This is a genomic window from Pseudomonas sp. Irchel 3F6 (genome assembly GCF_900187595.1).
GTDB classification, from domain to species: Bacteria; Pseudomonadota; Gammaproteobacteria; order Pseudomonadales; family Pseudomonadaceae; genus Aquipseudomonas; species Aquipseudomonas siliginis.
The window spans coordinates 209,552-229,306 of sequence record NZ_FYDP01000003.1 but is presented as its reverse complement, the minus strand read 5'-3'; the positions used below and the strand labels follow the sequence as shown (position 1 = coordinate 229,306).

Genomic DNA, 19,755 nt, shown 5'->3' with positions numbered 1-19,755 from the left:
AAACCATAGCAGCAAATGCCGCAGTTTGCGGAAGCAGCCTCGGCTGCTTCCGCGAACAGAGTCACGCTTTTGGCAGTGCCAGACCTTGGCCCATCTGCACGGGTGAACCGGCCACCAGCTCTTCCGCCCACTTCACCTGATCCGGGCCAAACAGCACGATCGCCGTCGAACCGAGCTTGAAGCGCCCAAGTTCCGCGCCTTTTTCCAGATGAATCGGTGCGCGTGCGGCTTCGTCGTAGCGGAAGGTTTTCAGCTCGCGCTTCGGTGGCGTGACCAGACCGGCCCACACGGTTTCGATCGAAGCGACAATCATCGCACCGACCAGCACCACGGCCATCGGCCCGCGTTCGGTGTCGAAAATGCACGCCACGCGCTCGTTGCGGGCGAACAGCTCCGGGACGTTTTCGGCAGTGGTCTGGTTCACCGAAAAAATGCGGCCCGGGATGTAGACCATTTCGCGCAGGGTGCCGGCCAGCGGCATGTGCACGCGGTGGTAGTCCTTAGGCGACAGGTAAATGGTAGCGAAGTCGCCGCCCATGAACGGCGCTGCGTTGGCCGCATCCCCGCCGAGCAACTCCAGCACGCTGAAGCTGTGGCCCTTGGCCTGGAACACACGACCGTGCTCGATCGGGCCGAGCTGGCTGACCGCACCGTCGGCCGGGCTGAGGATCGCGCCCGGGGTCTCGTCCAGTGGACGCGCGCCGTCTTTCAGGGCGCGGGTAAAGAAGGCGTTGAAGTGCTCGTAAGCGGTCAGGTCTTCGACCAGCGCTTGCGACATGTCCACTTGATAACGCTTGGCAAACCATTGGATGAAGGCATTCTTGAACCAGCGCACGCGGCATTCGGCGATGCAGCCGGCCAGACGCGACAGCAGGTGATGCGGCAGCAGGTACTGGCTGAGGATAAACAGACGCTCTTTCATTAGTTGTCCTTAAAAACCTTAAATCTCGACTGGCGTGTCAGGGTGGTTGCCCCATTCGCCCCAGGAACCGGCGTAGCCCTTGACCCGCGGATAACCGAGGGCTTTGGCCACCAGATAAGTGAAGCCCGACCGGTGATGGGTCTGGCAGTGGGTAATGATTTCCTTGTCCTTGGTGATCCCGAGGTTTTCGAGGATCTGCGGCATGTCGCTGCGGATACGCAACTGACGCGTCTGGTCCATGCCGGCAGTCCATTCGAAATTGACCGCACCGGGGATGTGGCCACCCTTGGCGGCGAGGACTTTCTCGCCGGAATATTCCAGCGGCCCACGCGCGTCCCAGATCGCCAGATCGGCCGCGCCGAGACGGCTTTGCAGGTATTCGCGGGTGGCGGTCGGTTCGTCGTGCAGGGTCAGCGACACTGGGCCACCGACGGCGGCCGGCACTTGAATCGACATGGGCATGCCGTCCGCCAGCCAGGCCGGAAGACCACCGTCTATATAGTGGTACTTGTCGTGGCCAATGACATCGAGCAGCCAGATGAAACGCCCGGCCCAGCCGCCGCCCTCATCGTCATACACCACGTAGACCGCGTCTTTGCGATGACCGAGCTCACCAAACAACGCTTCCAGATCGGCCTTCGCCGGCATCAGCCCGGGGGCCGGTGGCTGGCCGAGCTGGGTGCGTTTCGGGTCGACAAAACGTGCGCCGGGCAAGTGACCTTCGGCATACCGGGCAGGGCTGGTCAGGTCCACCAGGATCAGTTCCGGGGACTCCAGACGCGGCAGCAGGTCGCTCGGCTCGATGACAAGCGGCAAGCCAGAGAAGTCAGACATGTGAGGTCTCCAGAGCACAAAGGGGAGGATTGTAGCGCAGGCTCATTGGCCACGGCTGCTAAAGCTGTGCAGGGCTTTTTCGATGCACTGCGCGGTTTTGCCGAAGGCTTGCACAGTGATGTCGGCGAAGGGGCCGCCGCCCTGATCGGCAACGACGATCATGATCACCCGACCATTGTTGACCAGCGAACGCAGAAACAGATGTTCGCCACGAAACAGCGTGCGCAGGCTCGCCGGTAACAAGGCCGAGAATTGTGCGTTGGTCTCCGGCGTGATCCGCACCTGCGCCTGCTGAGCGAGCAGGCGTTGCAGGACTTTGCTCTGGCTGACGACAAAACTCAGCGCCGCCGCATCCTTCGGCAAACCGGCGGTCTGGTGTACGCGCAGGGTCGAGTGCGTGCGGTCGGCCATCAGAATTATCACCCGGCGCATGCCGCTGGCCACCAGTGCCTCGCGGGCGGCGACGGTCAGGCTCATGGCATTGGTGAAGCGGCTGGGTTCGGCGAGCAGTTCGGCGCATTGCCGACGCCACTGGCCCAAGTCATCCGCATTCGGCGCTGCTGCCGGGAGCATGCCGGCCGGCAAGCGACGAGTGCCCCACGGCCAGATCAGCGAAACCGCCGGGTGCCACAAATCGGGCATCGCATGCTGACGCGCGCTGTTCGCCGCTTGCTGGTGCAACTGTTGCTGCACTTCGTCCATGGAAATCTGCAGATAGAGGCTGGTCAGGTACTGCCAGCGCTTGCTGTGCGGACTGTCCCAGGCCTGTTGCGCCGACAGCGCCAGCCCATTGGCCAGCAGCACGGTATTCGCCGGCTGGTTGAGCCAGCGGCGCAATGTCGGGTCATCGTCGAGGCGATTCTGCTGGCGCAGCGGGTGTTCACTGTCGCGGGCGATGCGCAGCACTTTGACCAGTTCGCGTTGTTCGCTGAGCAGCAATTTGTAGCCTTGCTCGACCCAGATCGGCAGATGCCAGGCGTGGACCAGTGCCTCGGCGATCTTCAACAGGCGCACGCCGAACAATTGCTTTTCGACCACACGTGCCGACTCGCCCTTGTGGATCACGCGCAGTTCCCACTCTTCGAGCAACTGCGGATACGTCAGTGCCAAGGGCCACAGCGGCGACAAAAACAGCAAGCTGCCCCAATGAATGTCCTGCCACAGCCGCGCGAGGCGACTGGCAAAAAAACCGTTGGCCTGTTGTGTCGCGTGTTGGCTGATCAGTTGCAATTGGCGCAAAGCCTTGGGGATTTGCCGGTGCGGTTCGGCGGGCAGGCGCGCGAGCAATTCTTCGGTGCGGGCAAGGCCCAGGCGATTGATTGCCACCTCAAGATTTTCCGCCGGCGCGGCCATGGTGCCGTGGGTGTGACGATTCGCCTCACGGATGACGCTCAAGGCCAGCGCCGGGCTGTCCTGCATCAGATCGGCGATGTCGCGCAGCGAGCTGCGATTGTCGCGGATCGCCCGGCAGACTTTGTCGTGAGCCTCTTGTGGTACGGGCAGGCGGACGCTGTCGAGCAGCTTGACCCAAGCCTGGAGCGTGGTCGGTATTACCGATGGAATGTTCGTTTCATTAGCCATGTCTGGACGAGATCTTCACTGACTGTAGACGCGCCCGGCATGGGCTAAATTGGCTTTTCGCCTGAACTGGCTATAGTCTGGCGCAGTTTTGCCGATAAGTAGAAGAAGAGATTTTTTAACTTCCGAATATGACCTTGAACCCGACTTAAACAAGTACCTTCTACCTATGGCTAAAATTATCGGCATCATCGTCGTATTCGCGAGCGTGCTCGGCGGATACGTGCTCTCCCACGGCAAGATTGCCGCTCTGATCCAGCCCTTCGAGGTGATGATCATCGGCGGTGCGGCCCTCGGCGCATTTCTCCAGGCCAACCCCGGTTACATGACGATGCACGTGCTCAAGAAATCCCTGAGCATGTTCGGTTCGCGCTTCACCCACACCTTCTACCTGGAAGTGCTCGGGCTGATCTACGAAATCCTCAACAAGAGCCGCCGTGAAGGCATGATGGCGATCGAAGGCGACATCGAAGATGCCGCCGCGAGCCCGATCTTCGCCAAGTACCCGGCGGTGCTCAAGGATGAACGCATGACCGCGTTCGTCTGCGATTACCTGCGCATCATGTCCTCCGGCAACATGGCTCCGCACGAACTGGAAGGCCTGTTCGACATGGAACTGTACAGCCTCAAGGAAGACCTCGAGCACCCATCGCACGCAGTCAACGGCATCGCCGACGGCATGCCCGGTTTCGGTATCGTTGCGGCGGTACTCGGTATCGTGGTGACCATGGCTTCGTTGGGCGAGGGCGACCAGGCGTCGATCGGTCTGCACGTGGGTGCGGCACTGGTCGGTACCTTCTTCGGTATTCTCGCGGCGTACGGTTTCTTTGGCCCGCTGGCACATTCCCTGGCCCACGATGCCAAGGAAGAACTGAACGTCTACGAAGCTATCAAGGCCTCGCTGGTGGCTTCGGCGTCCGGCATGCCGCCGTCACTGGCGGTCGAGTTCGGGCGCAAGGTTCTGTACCCGGCGCACCGTCCAAGCTTCGCCGAGCTGGAACAAGCGGTTCGCGGTCGCTAAGTCATGGAAAATAATCAGCCGATCATCGTCAAGCGCGTCAAGCGCATTGCCGCCGGGCACCACGGAGGGGCGTGGAAAATCGCCTTCGCCGACTTCGCCACGGCGATGATGGCGTTCTTCCTCGTGCTGTGGCTGCTGTCCACCGCTACGCCGGAACAGAAGATCGCCATCGCCGGTTATTTCAAGGACCCGGTCGGCTTCTCCGAAAGCGGCACGCCGTACATCATCGACTTGGGTGGCACGCCGACCCTGGCGCCGGAAAACACCCTCAACCCGGAAGTGAAGTCGCAGCCGCAACCGGACAAGGTCACGGTCGACACCGATCAGGTTGAAGGCATGGCCGAGCAAGTCGAGAAGGAGCGTCTCGAGCTGCTGTTGCAAGAACTGCAGAACAAGGTCGACGAGAACCCGCAACTGCAGAAGTTCAAGGATCAGATCCTCTTCGAAATCACCCCGAACGGCTTGCGCATCCAGATCATGGACGCCGAGAACCGGCCGATGTTCGACTCCGGGTCCGCACGCCTGAAACCGTACTTTGAAGACATCCTGCTGGCCATGGCCGACACCATCAAAGCGGTGCCGAACAAGATCAGCATCAGCGGCCACACCGACGCCAAGCCGTACATTGGCACTGGCGACTACGGCAACTGGGAGCTCTCGGCCAACCGCGCCAATGCGGCTCGCCGTGCCCTGGTCGCGGGCAGCTATCCGGATGAGCAGGTGGCGCGGGTGGTCGGTTATGCCTCGTCGGCGTTGTTCGATCGGGAAAATCCGTTCAACCCGGTCAACCGCCGGATCGACATTGTCGTACTGACCAAAAAAGCCCAGGCCGCCATCGAAGGTGCGCAGGGGCCTGAGGCAGCGAAACCGGCAGATCAGGGGCAGAACGGTGCTGCTCCGGCAGCCCCGGTTGATCCGAATGCGTTGCCGGCGGACAAACAGCCAGTGCCGGCTCACGAGTTGCGCGAGCGGTTGAATCTGTTTGACGATGCGGCGCCGAAACCGGCTGAGCCGGGTGGGGCGGCGCCTGCGCCGAAGCAGTGAGTGAAAAAAAGCCGACAGTGATGTCGGCTTTTTTGTGGCTATCACAGGCCGGCACAGTCTCAGAATCCCCGACGAATCCGGTTCTTCAACTGTTCATGAAACATCTCTGCATCGCGCTTGTAAGCCCCTTTGACCGATTCGCTGATCGAATCCAGCGCCATCGACCGCTTGTTCGACACCTCATCACGATACGCATCGATAAAGAAATCCAGATCGCTGGCCGTGCTCAGCTTCGGCCATTTGTCCAGATAGATCGGCAGTTGCGCAGGTCCGGTCTTGAACGTACAGATCCGCCGATTGCTGATCGTCGCCTCGCCAATTTCGAACGGCACCCACCACGACAGTGCAGTTGTCTCCGACACCACCGCCAGCAGATGCGTGCACTCGGTGATGTTGCGGGTAATGACTCCGGTGATGTCGTCGGTGGTCTGCGATTCCGGATCCAGTACGTCGAGGTAAGTCCTGATCTTCGCCTGGGTCAGGCGGGTGTTGATGGCGATCGCATGGGCGCGATCCATGTGGCGGTAGCTGATGAAGACAGGCATCAGAAATGTCCTTTGAGGGCGAGTTCGCGGTAATAGGCGCCGAGTGCCGTCAGGCGGCAGCCGGTCGAGTGAATGGCGGCGTAGTACATGTGCTCGGCGTCGACCGGCTCGATCAGGCTGTGGCGGTTGCACTTCTGCAACTGGGCAAAGACCTCGCCATGTTCAGGCACGAACGCCTTTTCGGTGGGCTCATAGCTGGGGTCGAGCGGGTAGACCGATTCGGCTTCGGCGAACCAGTCGGGCAATTTGCGCAGGATCTCCTTGGGGATCAGCGGCGAGACTTCGCGCAGGGAAATGAACTGCGACACATTGGTCTTGAACACCGGACGCTGTTCCCAGGCGCCGAGGGCGTTGTCGACAAAGGAATACAGACTACCGGGGGTGATTTTGCCGAGGATATTCGCCGCGCCGCCATGCAGCGCTTGCAGGAGCAGGCCGGTGAACACGCCGTGCTGCGCGCCCTCCAGCGCCGGCTCGGCTTTTTTGCAGGCGGTGAGGATCGTCATACCCTCGCTGACCATGCTGCTCTCGCTGCGCAGGGCGCGCACTTCGCCGGCCGAACCGCTTTCGCAGCAGTCGAGGATGATCACTTTGTTTTTGATCCGCGTGGCCTTGTCCGCCCAGTTCAGGATGTCGCTGATGCGGATGCCGTCCTTGGCGTTGCGGTAGTCCTGGGGTATCAGCATGCCTTCGTCAGTGTCGGCGTCGAAACCGCCATGGCCGGCGAAATACAGCAGAGCGACGTTGCAGTCACCGGAAAACAACTCGCGGATCTGGTCTTCGAGTTTTTGCCGGCTCAAATAATCCTCGGCGGACGTCAACACGACATTCTTGAAGTTGGGGTCGCCGTTGGCATTGGTTTTCAGCACCGAAGCCATGGCCATGGCGTCGTTGCAACAGCCGCTCAGGCCGCCGATATGCGTGTAATCGTTGATGCCGATGAACAGTGCCTTGCGCATGCTCATACCACCGTGTGCAGGCGGATCGCGCCGACGATGCTGTGGGCACTGCACGCGTGGATGTAGCGAGACGAATGGCGGATGAATAAAACACAGGTTGGCATGGCTTTCCTCGAAGGTCGCTGTGAGCGAAGGAGGAAAGGAATGTAGGCCGCTGGCTCAGGCCTACAAGGTCTGCGCGGCAAAACAGAAAGGTCCTGCAAGCAGCCGCGCAAAAGCCTACAGCAGAGGCTTATGTTTAAGTGGGGGAGAGCTGATTCAGATGCGGTCCGACAACCGGCAGCCCGTGGTGCGGGGCTGCCGGCGCGACTGTTTAATAACCGTTTTCGGGCAGGCTGGCGATGATCGAGCGATAGCTGTTCATCCGTTGCTGCTGGATGCGGCCATCTTCGAGCGCCTTGAGCAGCGCGCAACCCGGTTCGCGGTCGTGCTTGCAGTCGCGGAAACGGCAAGTGCCGAGCAGGTCATCGAACTCGATGAAACCGGCTTCGACATCGGCGCGGCTGACGTGGCCCAGACCGAATTCACGGATGCCCGGGGAGTCGATCAGTTCGCCGCCGCCAGGGAAGTGGAACAGGCGCGCGGTGGTGGTGGTGTGCGTGCCCTGACCGGACAATTCCGACAACGGCCCGACGCGGGTTTCGACTTCCGGCAGCAGGCTGTTGACCAGCGACGACTTGCCGACGCCGGACTGACCTACGAACACGCTGATGCGCCCGTCGAGCTGCTTTTGCAGTTGCTCCATGCCGTCGCCGTGGTGGGCCGAGACTTCCAGCACCGGATAACCCAGCGTGCGGTACACCGCCAGCAACGCGTTCAGCGCCGGGGCGTTCTGCTCGTCGATCAGGTCGAATTTGTTCAGCAGCAGAAGCGGGCGGATACCGGCATGTTCGGCGGCGACCAGATAGCGGTCGATCAGGTTGGCGTGCGGCTCGGGCAGCGGCGCGAAAACGATGACGATCATGTCGACGTTGGCGGCAACCGGCTTGAGCTGGCCACGACTGTCGGGGCGGCACAGTTCGGTGCTGCGCGGCAGTTGCGCGACGATCACGCCAATGCCTTGGTTGCCGGCGCGCCAGACCACTTTGTCGCCAGTGACCAGCGCTGGCAGGTTGGCGCGCAAGTGGCAGCGGAACACTTGACCGGCGAGTTCGCCGTCGACGGCTTCGACTTCGACCTGCACGCCGAAGTGGGCGATCACCAGGCCGTGTTGCTCTGGGCCAAGGTCGCCGCCCTCGAGGGCTTCGACCGCCGAGGACTCGCGTTTGGCGGCGCGTGCGGCGCGCTCGCCCTGGATCTTTTCGATGCGCCAGTTTTGACGACGATTGAGTTGGCGTTTGGCCATGGGTGTTCCGTCTGAAGAATGCAGCGATTAGGTAAAACGGCCGCGAGTTTAGCACGCCCGGCCACCGGCCTAGGCTAAACTGCGCAGCATTGCCTAGGAGCCCGAATATGCAAAACCCGCAGAACCTGATCTGGATCGACCTGGAAATGACCGGTCTGGACCCGGACAACGATGTCATCATCGAAATGGCCACTATCGTTACCGACAGTGAGCTGAACACATTGGCTGAAGGTCCGGTGATTGCCATCCACCATAGCGACGAAGTGCTCGCGCGCATGGACGAGTGGAATACCCGCACCCACGGCAACTCCGGTCTGACCCAGCGTGTGCGCGACAGCCGCATCAGCATGGCTGAGGCAGAAGCTGAGACCATCGCCTTTCTGGAAAAGTGGGTGCCGAAGGGCAAGTCGCCGATCTGCGGCAATAGCATCTGCCAGGATCGTCGCTTCCTTTATACCCACATGAAGGCGCTGGAAAGCTACTTCCACTATCGCAACCTCGACGTCTCCACGCTCAAGGAACTGGCCGCGCGCTGGGCGCCGGATGTGCGCGACAGCTTCAAGAAGGGCAGCACCCACCTGGCTTTGGATGACATCCGCGAATCGATCGCCGAGCTGCAGCACTACCGCAAGCACTTCATCAAGTTCTGATGCGGCGGCATCAGCCCTGACGCTTTCGCGAGCAGGCTCGCTCCCACATGGAATGCGGCTTATGTGGACGCGAGCCGGCTCGCGAGAGGCGCGCCCTCTTCTGGTGCGGCGCCGAAATGGCTAGACTGCGCGCCTTCCTGCCTGGACTGCCATCATGTTGCTGATGCTATATCTGATCGCCATTACCGCCGAAGCCATGACTGGCGCGCTGTCCGCCGGACGACGAGGCATGGACTGGTTCGGCGTGGTGCTGATCGCCTGCATCACCGCGCTCGGTGGCGGTTCAGTGCGCGATGTGTTGCTCGGGCACTACCCGCTGACCTGGGTCAAACACCCGGAATATCTGGTGCTGACCTCGGTGGCGGCGATGTTTACGGTGTTTGCCGCACGCTGGATGCGTCACCTGCGCTCGCTGTTTCTGGTGCTCGACGCGGTGGGGCTGGTGGCATTTACCTTGATCGGTTGCATGACAGCGCTGGAAATGGGCCACGGCATGCTGGTGGCCTCGGTCAGCGGCGTCATCACCGGTGTGTTCGGCGGCATCCTGCGCGACATTTTCTGCAATGACATTCCGCTGATATTTCGCCGCGAACTTTATGCCAGTGTTTCATTCGCTGCGGCATGGTGCTACATGTTTTGTCTTTATATAAATGTGCCGGGCGAACAAGCCATCCTGATCACTTTGTTTGGCGGGTTCCTGTTACGTCTGCTGGCCATCCGTTTCCATTGGGAAATGCCGAAGTTCGTCTATAACGACGAACATTGATCATTCTTGCGTTGGTGTATTGGAGGCTGGTTTAAAGGCATATGAGTTGCCGGCGGCTGGTGCACGCATATTTCTTACACTTTTCACTTTGATATTTTCTTGGTGGGTATGTAACTTTTTTTGCTGACATGTTTTCGATGTCACTATCAAGTTATATTCTCACAGAGGAGCTGTATTATGAGTGAAAGCATGGATGCTACAGGTAATCAACAAAACACTTCGCCCGTTCTTGTGGGGTTGTCCAGTCTGAAGGTCAAGTTTGACGCCAGTGATAACACTCAAAGCAGGGCACTTTTTGCTAATGGCCGGATGCAAGTCAAAGTTCAGGTGCTCGTTGCCGGAGTAGACGCCGACGGCAACGCTGTGCATGTACCGGAAGATGTACTGGAAAGCATCCAGCTTATTCATTACGCGACCGGCAAGACCTTGCGCGATGGTTGGGTCGCGAGCGCAGTCCAAGGGCGGTTTACGCGTGAGGCACGGCCTGCACCGGATGCCTTGGACAGGCACGATGATGATCTTGAGAATGACAGCGTTCATCCACAGGTGCGTACGTTCTGGGTTTCCTCGTCGAGCGCCGGAACGACTGAGGTCGGTGCGCGCCTGTCTCTCAACGGGGAGAGGATTTTGAGCAACGGAACCACCCCTGCCAGTGTTCATTACAGCAGCGTGACTCTGGAGGCTGAAAAGCCCGCGACATATGGAGTCTTTCAGTTGTATCAGAACAGGATTGGTAATGAGTCGCCTGGTAATCGTATCTGGAAGTACCATCTGGGGCTGTACCCGGACGGGAAGCAAATCCGCCTGGTCGATTGGATGGTCGAGGGGGCTGAAGAGGGCGAAAACCTCGATTTTGCGGGCGGGAACAGGCTTAACGAAATCAAAACCAATTATATGAAGTGCATTTTCGTCCGTCCCGAAAAAACCAGTGTGACCGTCACCTTGCCTGATAGGGGTGATCCGTTTGTATATGCTTTCACCGGCGATGCGCAAACATGGAATCACAAGCATTACAAAGTAAATACGCAAAGCGACGGAGAACTCACTATTGTGCAGGCGTTATCCGAATACTCGGAAAATACCGGTGCGCAAAAATATGGAAGTGTCCTCTACTTTATCGCTATCGATGAATATGGTACCGGGCATAAGTTGGCGATTCGCGTGAGTTTTTATGAGCGCAATTTGTCTCTTCAGCGAGGCTGAGTTTCATCATCCATTGATGCAATGTCTTGGGATGTAGTAGCTGTATATGCGTTTGGCATCGCGGCTGCAGATAAGCTGCCATGTTCGATGATCAGGCATATGCACGAAAGTGCTTTATCTGATGTCTTGCGCTGGCCCCGCAGCGATGTGTGGCCAGCGTCACCACTCCTCAAGGATGAGCATTCATGACTGGCAAACCGCCGAAAATCAAACCTGTATCTGCCCCAACCAGACCCATCGAGTCCAGCGGGGATGGCCTGCCCCGGGCTCTGAACCCGTCTTCGACAATGCCGCATTCGACTGTTGCACATCATCAGGGACCCTTGCCTTCGCCATCTTCTTCAGATTCGCTTGCAGTGATGCCTGTCATCAGTGTGAGCACGAGGCCGAAATATTCCACGATCGACGAGTTCGCAAGTGTGTCCGCAAGGAATTCGCTGGAGAACTACTGGATACCCACGCAAGAGCGTCTCGACAAGACCGATGCATGGGGCATCGCAATCATGAAGCAGCGTCAGTATGTTGCCGTCGCTGACAATCACATCGTACAAGTGGTCCGAGACCCCGAGAGCGGCCTGTTTCGCGCCACACATGCCAGAGAACTGCATCCTTCCGGTCCGCTGTTGAGGCCTGACAGCGAGTGCCGTTTGTGGCATCCGCTGGATGATCCTGAGTCGGCCAATCCAGTTGCAACTGTCTTTACCGGACAAAATCGCACGACAGAGCTTCCCGGCACGGAGTATTCAATAAAGGATTTCCCTCCACTGATGACCCAACGCATATTTGCCGTGAGCGGCGTCGACGCGATGATGGCGCACAGGTCCGACATTCATCCCGCTTCGCTGGCATTGCTGCAGGACACTGCGAGGCGCTTCGCCCTCGATCAAAAGATCCGCCAGTTCATCACCCAAGTGCAACATTCCGATCCGACCGTGCGTGCGCAAGCCGATTCACAACTGCAGGCTTTGTTAACGCTACAGGCAACTGATCTGAGCGAGCGCGTTATCGAACAGTCCCGCGCTTTGCTCTTTGAGCAGAGCGAGCGGGCGTTCGAACTCGATTGCGATGACAATACGTTGCAGATGCGACGGATTTTTCCTCATCTGCCCAAGACGATTGCTCAGGCGTTGTGGCGAGAGGCCAGTGCCGCCGACCACAGGCATTTGCGCCTGCGGCCGGGAATGCCGCGGCACATGGCAGAAAAAACGCTGGTGGCGCTACGCGAGGTGCGTCTCGCCAGGGCGTGCGAAGGAATCTATCTGGATGCGGTAGCCAGCCTGGACAGTGACCAACTGGCTTTGCAGATGCTCGGGCAGCTTGATCAGTGGCCGCGACAGATTCGTATCGAGATTCGTCTGCAAGCGTCAGAGGGTGAGTCATTGAGTGCTATTGGCGATGCTCGATCGCCAGTGCGGCACATATTGATTCGTCAGCATGAAGGCTACGTTATCCAACGCAGCGGCATCGCGTCCCCTCAGGATCGGATGGATCTGTATGCCGCCGTCTGGCGCCTTTTACTGCCCGGGCAGCGCCAGTTGCTCGGTGTAGCGCAGGGCGGTGGTGCGGCGCTGCGGCAACTGGTACGCGCACAGCCATTGCCGTCGCGCCAACGCGTGAGCGAATTGTTGGGACTGGCACCGGTGCAGGTAACGGCTGTTCCGGCCAGCGCCCAATACGCGCAAGCGGGGCTGCGAGGCGGCGGCGATGTCAACCCGATGTTGACAGGATCCGTTGTGGAACGTGTCCGTAGCCTCTATCCGCAACTTGATGACAAGGAGTTGGCCGCGTTCGTTTCCGAGCGCCTGGGATCTGAGCCGTCCACAGTTTTAGCGCGCCTGGAGACAGACCTCGCAATATTGCGCAATGAATTGGCGATCTGGAGTGCGGAAGGATTATCGACCCAAGCGGACTCTTCGCAGGACGCAATGCAGATCGCAGAACAGCGCCCGGCTCGCGAGCAATTTAGCGCAAAACTGCAAGATATCTGGCGACGCAAGTCGGTTTCCAGGTGGGGTTACGGTGACTATCATTTTTCCCATCATGTCGATTTTACTGGTGAGTTACCAAGATTATCCGCCAGGTTCGACTATGTAACAGAGTTGATATTGACTGTGGAAACGCCAGGCGCACGCATCGGCGCTTTTTTTGACAGTTTTCCCAATGTTCAATATTTGATGGTCACTGGCATAAAAATGGAGGACTTCCCGTCAGGGATATTCCAAATGCGCCAGTTGCGTCAACTGGTACTGGACGATTGTTCGCTTGAATTATCTGAAGCGACGGCTGAAGGTGTGTCCAGGATCGAGACGCTCACTTTGTTGAATCTGGCCAACAACCCTCTGACAGTTGCTCCGCATGTAGGCTTCATGACAGGTTTAACCGAGTTGATGCTATATAACGCCAATCTCTCCAGCCTACCCTCCGGCATAGACAGGCTGGGAGATCTTCGGGTCATGGCGTTACAGGATAATAATATCTCAGACGTAGGGGGCGATTTGTTCGATATTCCGGATACTCAAGATCTATATGTTGGTTTATTGAACAATCCGCTGAGTGACGAGTCGATGCGGCGGATTAATCAATACCTTGAAAATTCCAGTATGGACCGGAAAGTGGAAATCCAAACGGAAGAAGCAGTTTCAGATTTTGATTCCGATAGTGAGTCATCGGAGAGCGGATTTTCGACAGGTCCAGATAGCGACTGAGTGTTGTCGAAAGTAACGGATCGATCACGCTGCCAACATGATTTGGCAAACATAAGCTACTCGCCGACTCCCCTTCCGGTTCGGGTTGATTGAATTCGGAAGGGGTAACAGGCCATCGTGGGCCAGAATCAAAGGGGCGAAGGGCTTAGTGTTGAATCTCGTAACATGCAGATCGCATTTTTTGAAGTTATTAGCATCTGTGTGAATTATTAAAGATAATGTTGAAAGTTTGCTTTTTCACAAAATGTCAAATGTCGCGGCTGTTTATATTTAAATTCGACGTTAATACTTTGCCGAGCCCTTGAAGGGCGAAATATATTAATCGGCTGAGGTGTTATCAGATGTTTGATGAGCAAGTTGGTATTTCCCGTATCGAGGTAAAGCTCGACGCCACAAATCATGGCCAGCACAAAGTGCTTTATGCCAACGGTCGCATGCAGGTGCGTGTATTGGTGCTTCTGCACGGTATCGATAACAATGGCGACGGCGTATCGCTGCATGGACATCCTGCATTGCCGTCATTGCGGCTGATTGCCTACAACGGTGCTCGGCCTCTGGAGGGAGACTGGAGTGTTTCGATTCAGGAAAATCGTTACGCTCACGAAATGTCGGGTGGTGCAACGCGCCTGACAGAACTCCCTCGGGTTAGTGACAACCAGGTAAGCAACGCCGCAGATCCGGTACAGATTTTCCAGTTCTGGGTCTCGGCTTCCCGACCTGGAATTATGGAAGTGGCTGCCGAGATCTCCTTGAATGGCGTGGTATTGCGAAGTAATGGGGTTGGTTTCGACAGCAGTGTCACGCTGGAGGCGATTCCTCCAAAAGAGTACTCGCTGAGCAGCTTTTCATTGAGCAAGTATGATGAGAAACGGCAGAGGGGTCGATACGATTCGATTCAGCATTATCATATTGCCCTGCGCGCTGAAGGCAGGCAGATTCACCTCCTTGACTGGTACAGCAGTGAGGTGAAACTTGATCCTTATGATTCCGAAGAGGCGGTGCAAGTCTATGTGTCCGGTAATATCCCCGGAATACAAGGTAGTCGCAAAGTTTTTTATGGCTATATGGCACCGATATATGGCGTGCAAGCAACATTCCGCAGTCCCCTGAGCTACGTTACCGTCCCTATCAATAAGGTGCCTGGGCAATTAACCCTTGTTCAGTATCTTTCCGCTGACCCGCAAGCAGCACGGGAAAATGAAAGCGCATTCGAGTTTGCCGTGTTCGATGAGTTCGGTACGGAGCACCGCCTTTGTATCGATGGTGATAAAGAGCGGCTCACTTTTATTCTGGATCAATCCAGGCGGTCAATGAAGCAGCTTAGCTGACTTCGTTGTGTGGTCGGCGCTTTTTGCTGGCCAGTTTTAACTGCTCAACCTAAGTCTGGAAATAAAAGGACGGTTTACCAATGGAAAGTAATTTCTCTCCCTCTGTTCATTCAAACGCTTTCAACTTTGGTGAATTTGTTTCAGGAGGCGTTGATCCCCGCACGGGCATGTACACCTGCGCATTTTCGCTTGGCAAGTTGCACTCGGCGGATCTCAATGGTCCGGAGCTTGCACTTTCAGTGGGCTTTAATCCGCTCAATCAGGCGGATAGTGGTTTCGGCGTTGGCTGGTCTTTGACACTGACCAATTATGACTTGCGCAGCAAAGTGATGACCTTGTCCAACGGTGAGCGCTACAAGGCTGTCGAGACGTCTACCGGCCTTAAGTTCAAGGAAATGAAACTGCAAACGGCGAAAGTGTCAGTCGCTGGAGCAGGGCGCTATGAAGTTCGATACAAGGATGGCTGGCGTGAACTGCTCAAAGTCCTGGCCGGCACTCAGGTCGCCGTCGCGGAAAAAATAATCGCGGCGAACGGTGTGAGCATTACGCTGAAGCATGAGTTGTTCAACCAGTTTCCCCGATTGGCCGAAGTCCGTGATGCCAAGCGCTGCCTGTTGAAAATCACCCGCGCGGCTGGCCAGGTGACGCTGTCCCGGCATCCCGACACTACTTCCAGTTCCAACTACAAGCTGATCTTGAAAAACTCTCGAGTGACGGCCATCGAGCTGCCGGTTGGTAAGGGTTGGGACCTTGAGTATGAAGTCATCGCTGGAGCCAGCTATGTTCATCGCATCGTCAATCCGCTGCGCGGGGTCGAAATCATTCGCTACAAGCGGCACGGCCACCGCTTCATCAGCGGTGTGGAACGGACACTGCCGTTTGTGATTGCTCACGATGTCTACCCAGGGCGCGGCCAGCCCCGACTTTGCAAGACCTACACGTACTCCGACCATAACTTCCTTGGGCAGGGCCTCCTTCCTGCCAAGGATAGTGACCTGGATCCTCTCTATCTTGCGCCCGGCCACTACGTCTACACCTCGGACGAGCACTTGCTGGTCAGCGGCAAAGTACATACCCGCATCAAACGCACCTACAACAAATTCCATCTGTTGGTGGCTGAGGTTACAACCTGTGGTGACGCTCAGATCGCCACCACCACGGAGTATCACTGTTCCATTACCAAGCCATTCAGTGAGCAGGTTGCTCAGTTCCGCATGCCTAAGGTCCACACGGTGACGTACCTCGATCGGCGCACCCAACAGCAGCGTGTGGAAATCACCGTCACCGAGTTCGATGACGAAGGTAACTTGCTCAAGCAGGTCGAGCCCACTGGGGTGACGACGACCACGGAATTTTATCCGGCCAGTGGTGGAGATAACTGCCCAGAGGATCCGCTGGGCTTTTCCAGATTTCCGAAAAAGAGGACGGTGACTGCTGCCGCATCCGATGGTGCTTCGACAGTCACCTACTACGACTACGCGCTGCATCCGGCGCTGGACGGTGCGGAACTGGCATCCGTGTTACCGGTCGAGGAGCGTTTTTGTGAAGTGTTGGAAGGCGTTGAGGTATTGCGTTCGAAAACCGCACGCAGTTATTTGAATACGCCCGGGGATCCACTCAAGCATGGAGCCACGAAAGAGCAAAGTGTCGTTCTGAATGATAAAAAAACCGCTATCGAATTTTCCTATGAACTTGAGGGTGACAGGTTGCGAGTCAGGTCCAGCACGCGCGGATTTGACGGCACGCTGCAGACCAGTGAGAAAGTGCTGTCGACGCTGACCGGATTACAGGTCTCTGAAGTCGGTGTCGATGGCGAGCACATCGAGCATGAGTACGACGCAATCGGTCGGGCAGTGGGCAAAACGGTTGCTGGCGGCACCCCATATGCGGCCGTTACCCGGTGGACCTATCTGGCTGCCAGCAAACAGCATCCGGCGACAATGGTGACCACGGATCCTGCTGGCGGCGAGCAAAAAGTGACTTATGACGGGATGGAACGGGTGATCACCGTTCATGAAAAGGACTGCGACCATCCCGACAAGGACGGTCTGATTCAGACACGCACGCTTTATTCTGCGCTGCATGATTCGGTCGGCCACAAGGTGAAAGTGACGCTGACTGATTGGCGTGATGGCAAGCCTTATCCGGTCAGCACCGGCTACGAATTCGATTCCTGGGGCCAGGTCAGCAAGACGCTGCACGATGATGGACGTATCGAACACAGCGAGGCGGACCCGGTTCTTCGCCGGCAGACCCATTGGCTCCAGGGGATGGGCAAGACGATCACCCTCGTCAATGATTTCGGTAAACCGCTGAGTGTCGAGAGCTTCAATCTGAAGAACAAAAGTCTCGGCAAAACCGTGTACACCTATGACGGCTACGGGCGCACAACCAGTCAGACAGACCCTGTCGGCAATACCAGCCGATATGAGTACGACGTTTTTGACCGGATAACCCGCAGTGTCCTGCCCGACGCCACTGCGGTCGTGACCGACTACGCCGGGCACAGTGATGAAGGTCTGCCGATCAACATCAAGGTCGCTGACAAAGTGTTGGGGCAGCAAACTTATGACGGTCTGGGTCGCTTGATCCAGAGTACCGTGGGCGGACGTAAGACCGAGACTGGTTATGAAGCGGGCTTTAGCCAGCCGCAGTGGTACAAGAGTGCTGATGGCAAAAAAACCGAATTCACTTATTTGCGGGAACTGGGCGGCCTGCTGACTGAGCGCAAGGCAGGGGATCTGGTCACGACCATGACGTATGACCCCCTCAGTGGCAATCCCTTGACCTGTACCGAAAACGGCAGACAGCGCAATTTCGCCTATCACCCCTCCGGGCGTGTGAAAACCGAAACGACGACCCTCGGCGCTATCACCAAAGCAACCTCCAGTAGCTGGTCCCTGCAGGGGCGACCGATCAACCATGTCAATGTGCTCGGAGTCGAAAGCACATCCGAATACGATAAGCACGGCCGCCTGCTATCCACCTCTCAAGGCTCGCTTAAAACCGAATTCCACTACGACGCGCAGACGGGGATGCTGGACTGGACGAAAACCGAAGAAACGTCAATCAAGCGTCAAATGCTCACCCGGTTTGCCTATGACGATATCGGGCGTGAAACCCGCCGAACATTCGAGATTCAGGGGCAGCCAGACCAGACCCTGGAATCGACTTACACGCTGGCTGGCAAACTGGCGCAGAAAGTGTCCAGACGTGGCACTCAAGTGTTACGTGATGAACAGTTCACCTACGATGTGCGCGGGCGCTTGATCCAGTACGACTGTGCCGGCACGCAAAAGCCGCGCGATCCGTATGGCAAGGAAATTATCCGCCAGACATTCACCTTCGATGCATTGGATAACATCCTCACCGTGCAGACGAAGTTCCCGCTGGGGGTGAATCTGACCACCTTCAGTTACGACAATCCTGATCCTGCACAGCTCAGCGCCGTCAAACATTCCCACGTCGACTATCCCTCGGCAGTGACGCTGGAATACGACGCCAACGGCAGGATGATCAAGGACGACCAGGCGCGAACGCTGGCCTATGACGCGTTCGGACGTCTCGAGCAGTTGTCCAGCGCAGGGGGATCAGTGATTCGTGGCTACCATTACGACGGTTTCGACGATCTGGTGGAGCTGTCGCAAGCCGAAAAAGCAATTGTGCAGCGTTACTACTACGCAGGCCGGGTTGCCAACGAGGTGAGTGGTGAAAGTTCAACCAGTGTTGTGCGTCACGGTGGAGCGCTAGTGGGGCAACAGCAATCGGGGTTGAACCCCGACGCGCAGCTATACGCCACCGATCAGCAGCAAAGTGTGCTGGCAACGCTGGGCAAGGAGCAGCTCACCGATTGCGCCTACAGCCCTTATGGGCATCGTCCCGCCGAAGGTGGATTGTTCAGCGTGGCAGGGTTCAACGGCGAACAGCTGGATCCGGTTACCGGGCTGTATCTGCTGGGCAACGGTTACAGGGCTTATAGTCCGACACTGATGCGCTTTCTCGCCCCCGACAGCATGAGTCCATTTGGCGCGGGCGGATTGAATGCCTACAGTTATTGCCTGGGCGACCCTGTCAATCGTGTCGACCCTACCGGGCATATCTCCTGGCAATCGATCCTGGGCATCGGCCTCAGTGTTCTCGGAATTGTTGCCAGCGTGGTGACGATGGGCGCGGCGACGCCATGGGCAGTGGCGGCATTGGGGCTGGCGGTTGCTTCAGGCCTGGCGGGTATTGCCAGCGAGGTGGTCAATGAACTCGCACCGGGTTCTCAAGCGGGCGAGATTTTGGGCTGGATCAGTTTCGGTCTTGGGCTGGCTTCGGTGGGGGCAGGGCTGGCAGCTGGTGCCAAAGCGGGCATCAATGCTGGCAGGAAACTGGCTGGCGCCTTCAAGCAGGGCCTGAGTAGTAAAGGCTCCAAGGCAGCGGGTCAAGAGATGGCCCGAGGCATGATCAAGGGTAAGGGAAACAAGGCGGCGGCCAAGGCGAAGGCGAAGGCCAGCGCGGCCGTTCAGGAGGAGGCCGAGAAACCATGGTCACTCGTCAGGGTCGACCCCAAAAAGAACATCCTTGAGAAAGAGGGCCTTACCGGCTTGCTTGAAAAGGCCGAAACTTTCATGCAGCACATAGAGGCGGGTAACTCTCCGACGTCTTCTGCAGCGCTGATTCATGCCAAATACACGCCCATGCATGGTCCATCCGGCTCAGCATCAAAGCCGATGCATCTCTATCTGTCGCAAGGAGACCGAATATATATGACCGAAAACGCCAAGGAGCGGATCGCGGTCATCAACCAGCTGGGTGGTCATTTAAAGGAAAAAAAGTAGGTCGGAGCACGCAACGAAACGATACAAGGCGA

At 57.5% G+C, this 19,755-nt stretch carries 14 protein-coding genes; 8 read left to right on the top strand and 6 right to left on the bottom strand.

Translation table 11 applies throughout. From position 1 onward, the window contains the following. Nucleotides 1-61 precede the first annotated feature (61 nt). Genes asd through CKW30_RS12685 form a run of 3 tightly spaced genes read right to left on the bottom strand, consistent with a single transcriptional unit; the run spans nucleotide 62 to nucleotide 3,337 of the window. Nucleotides 62-922: an archaetidylserine decarboxylase gene (asd, locus tag CKW30_RS12695; protein ID WP_095180970.1), complete on the bottom strand. Its 861-nt coding sequence runs from the start codon at nucleotides 920-922 to the stop codon at nucleotides 62-64. Between the two features lie 18 nt (nucleotides 923-940). Further along, on the bottom strand, nucleotides 941-1,756 hold the full coding sequence (gene rhdA, locus CKW30_RS12690; RefSeq protein WP_076565369.1) for a thiosulfate sulfurtransferase: 816 nt from the start codon (nucleotides 1,754-1,756) through the stop codon (nucleotides 941-943). A 42-nt stretch (nucleotides 1,757-1,798) separates the two neighbouring features. Next, complete coding sequence (locus CKW30_RS12685; protein WP_095180969.1) at nucleotides 1,799-3,337, bottom strand: HDOD domain-containing protein; 1,539 nt, start codon at nucleotides 3,335-3,337, stop codon at nucleotides 1,799-1,801. Nucleotides 3,338-3,503: 166 nt separating this feature from the next. Between CKW30_RS12685 and motA the strand changes: the two genes are divergently transcribed. After that, nucleotides 3,504-4,355 (top strand): flagellar motor stator protein MotA, encoded by an 852-nt coding sequence (gene motA / locus CKW30_RS12680; RefSeq protein ID WP_024011357.1) that lies wholly within the window; start codon nucleotides 3,504-3,506, stop codon nucleotides 4,353-4,355. 3 nt (nucleotides 4,356-4,358) lie between these two features. Further along, nucleotides 4,359-5,399 carry a flagellar motor protein MotB gene (gene motB / locus CKW30_RS12675; RefSeq protein WP_095180968.1) on the top strand — a complete coding sequence of 347 codons (1,041 nt, stop codon included), beginning with the start codon at nucleotides 4,359-4,361 and terminating at the stop codon, nucleotides 5,397-5,399. 59 nt (nucleotides 5,400-5,458) lie between these two features. On the opposite strand, the gene CKW30_RS12670 is transcribed toward motB, so the two are convergent. The 3 genes from CKW30_RS12670 to rsgA form a co-directional block, all read right to left on the bottom strand. After that, nucleotides 5,459-5,944, bottom strand: a complete 486-nt coding sequence (locus tag CKW30_RS12670; RefSeq protein WP_041480739.1) for a toll/interleukin-1 receptor domain-containing protein — start codon at nucleotides 5,942-5,944, stop codon at nucleotides 5,459-5,461. After that, the gene (locus CKW30_RS12665) at nucleotides 5,944-6,903 is read right to left on the bottom strand and encodes a caspase family protein (protein WP_095180967.1); all 960 of its coding nucleotides are present in this window, start codon (nucleotides 6,901-6,903) and stop codon (nucleotides 5,944-5,946) included. The genes CKW30_RS12670 and CKW30_RS12665 overlap by 1 nt, the downstream gene beginning before the upstream one ends. 313 nt (nucleotides 6,904-7,216) lie before the next feature. After that, nucleotides 7,217-8,248 (bottom strand): small ribosomal subunit biogenesis GTPase RsgA, encoded by a 1,032-nt coding sequence (gene rsgA, locus CKW30_RS12660; RefSeq protein ID WP_024011360.1) that lies wholly within the window; start codon nucleotides 8,246-8,248, stop codon nucleotides 7,217-7,219. A 107-nt stretch (nucleotides 8,249-8,355) separates the two neighbouring features. Between rsgA and orn the strand changes: the two genes are divergently transcribed. The 6 genes from orn (at nucleotide 8,356) to CKW30_RS12630 (ending at nucleotide 19,723) form a co-directional block, all read left to right on the top strand. Beyond that, nucleotides 8,356-8,898, top strand: coding sequence for an oligoribonuclease (gene orn, locus CKW30_RS12655; RefSeq protein ID WP_016771957.1), 543 nt, complete (start codon nucleotides 8,356-8,358; stop codon nucleotides 8,896-8,898). A gap of 151 nt (nucleotides 8,899-9,049) precedes the next feature. After that, entirely contained in the window at nucleotides 9,050-9,664 is a 615-nt protein-coding gene (locus tag CKW30_RS12650) for a trimeric intracellular cation channel family protein (RefSeq protein ID WP_177342722.1), read from the top strand. Between the two features lie 177 nt (nucleotides 9,665-9,841). Beyond that, nucleotides 9,842-10,867 (top strand): hypothetical protein, encoded by a 1,026-nt coding sequence (locus tag CKW30_RS12645; RefSeq protein ID WP_095180966.1) that lies wholly within the window; start codon nucleotides 9,842-9,844, stop codon nucleotides 10,865-10,867. 185 nt (nucleotides 10,868-11,052) lie between these two features. Further along, entirely contained in the window at nucleotides 11,053-13,572 is a 2,520-nt protein-coding gene (locus tag CKW30_RS12640) for a leucine-rich repeat domain-containing protein (protein ID WP_143497952.1), read from the top strand. Nucleotides 13,573-13,913: 341 nt separating this feature from the next. After that, entirely contained in the window at nucleotides 13,914-14,900 is a 987-nt protein-coding gene (locus CKW30_RS12635) for a hypothetical protein (RefSeq protein WP_095180964.1), read from the top strand. An 80-nt stretch (nucleotides 14,901-14,980) separates the two neighbouring features. Then, nucleotides 14,981-19,723: an RHS repeat domain-containing protein gene (locus CKW30_RS12630; RefSeq protein WP_095180963.1), complete on the top strand. Its 4,743-nt coding sequence runs from the start codon at nucleotides 14,981-14,983 to the stop codon at nucleotides 19,721-19,723. Nucleotides 19,724-19,755 lie beyond the last annotated feature (32 nt).

What these genes read in the sequence shown, in the direction of transcription:
- asd (WP_095180970.1), bottom strand. Translation starts at nt 922, where the DNA reads ATGAAAGAGCGTCTGTTTATCCTCAGCCAGTACCTGCTGCCGCATCAC.
- rhdA (WP_076565369.1), bottom strand. Translation starts at nt 1,756, where the DNA reads ATGTCTGACTTCTCTGGCTTGCCGCTTGTCATCGAGCCGAGCGACCTG.
- CKW30_RS12685 (WP_095180969.1), bottom strand. Translation starts at nt 3,337, where the DNA reads ATGGCTAATGAAACGAACATTCCATCGGTAATACCGACCACGCTCCAG.
- motA (WP_024011357.1), top strand. Translation starts at nt 3,504, where the DNA reads ATGGCTAAAATTATCGGCATCATCGTCGTATTCGCGAGCGTGCTCGGC.
- motB (WP_095180968.1), top strand. Translation starts at nt 4,359, where the DNA reads ATGGAAAATAATCAGCCGATCATCGTCAAGCGCGTCAAGCGCATTGCC.
- CKW30_RS12670 (WP_041480739.1), bottom strand. Translation starts at nt 5,944, where the DNA reads ATGCCTGTCTTCATCAGCTACCGCCACATGGATCGCGCCCATGCGATC.
- CKW30_RS12665 (WP_095180967.1), bottom strand. Translation starts at nt 6,903, where the DNA reads ATGCGCAAGGCACTGTTCATCGGCATCAACGATTACACGCATATCGGC.
- rsgA (WP_024011360.1), bottom strand. Translation starts at nt 8,248, where the DNA reads ATGGCCAAACGCCAACTCAATCGTCGTCAAAACTGGCGCATCGAAAAG.
- orn (WP_016771957.1), top strand. Translation starts at nt 8,356, where the DNA reads ATGCAAAACCCGCAGAACCTGATCTGGATCGACCTGGAAATGACCGGT.
- CKW30_RS12645 (WP_095180966.1), top strand. Translation starts at nt 9,842, where the DNA reads ATGAGTGAAAGCATGGATGCTACAGGTAATCAACAAAACACTTCGCCC.
- CKW30_RS12640 (WP_143497952.1), top strand. Translation starts at nt 11,053, where the DNA reads ATGACTGGCAAACCGCCGAAAATCAAACCTGTATCTGCCCCAACCAGA.
- CKW30_RS12635 (WP_095180964.1), top strand. Translation starts at nt 13,914, where the DNA reads ATGTTTGATGAGCAAGTTGGTATTTCCCGTATCGAGGTAAAGCTCGAC.
- CKW30_RS12630 (WP_095180963.1), top strand. Translation starts at nt 14,981, where the DNA reads ATGGAAAGTAATTTCTCTCCCTCTGTTCATTCAAACGCTTTCAACTTT.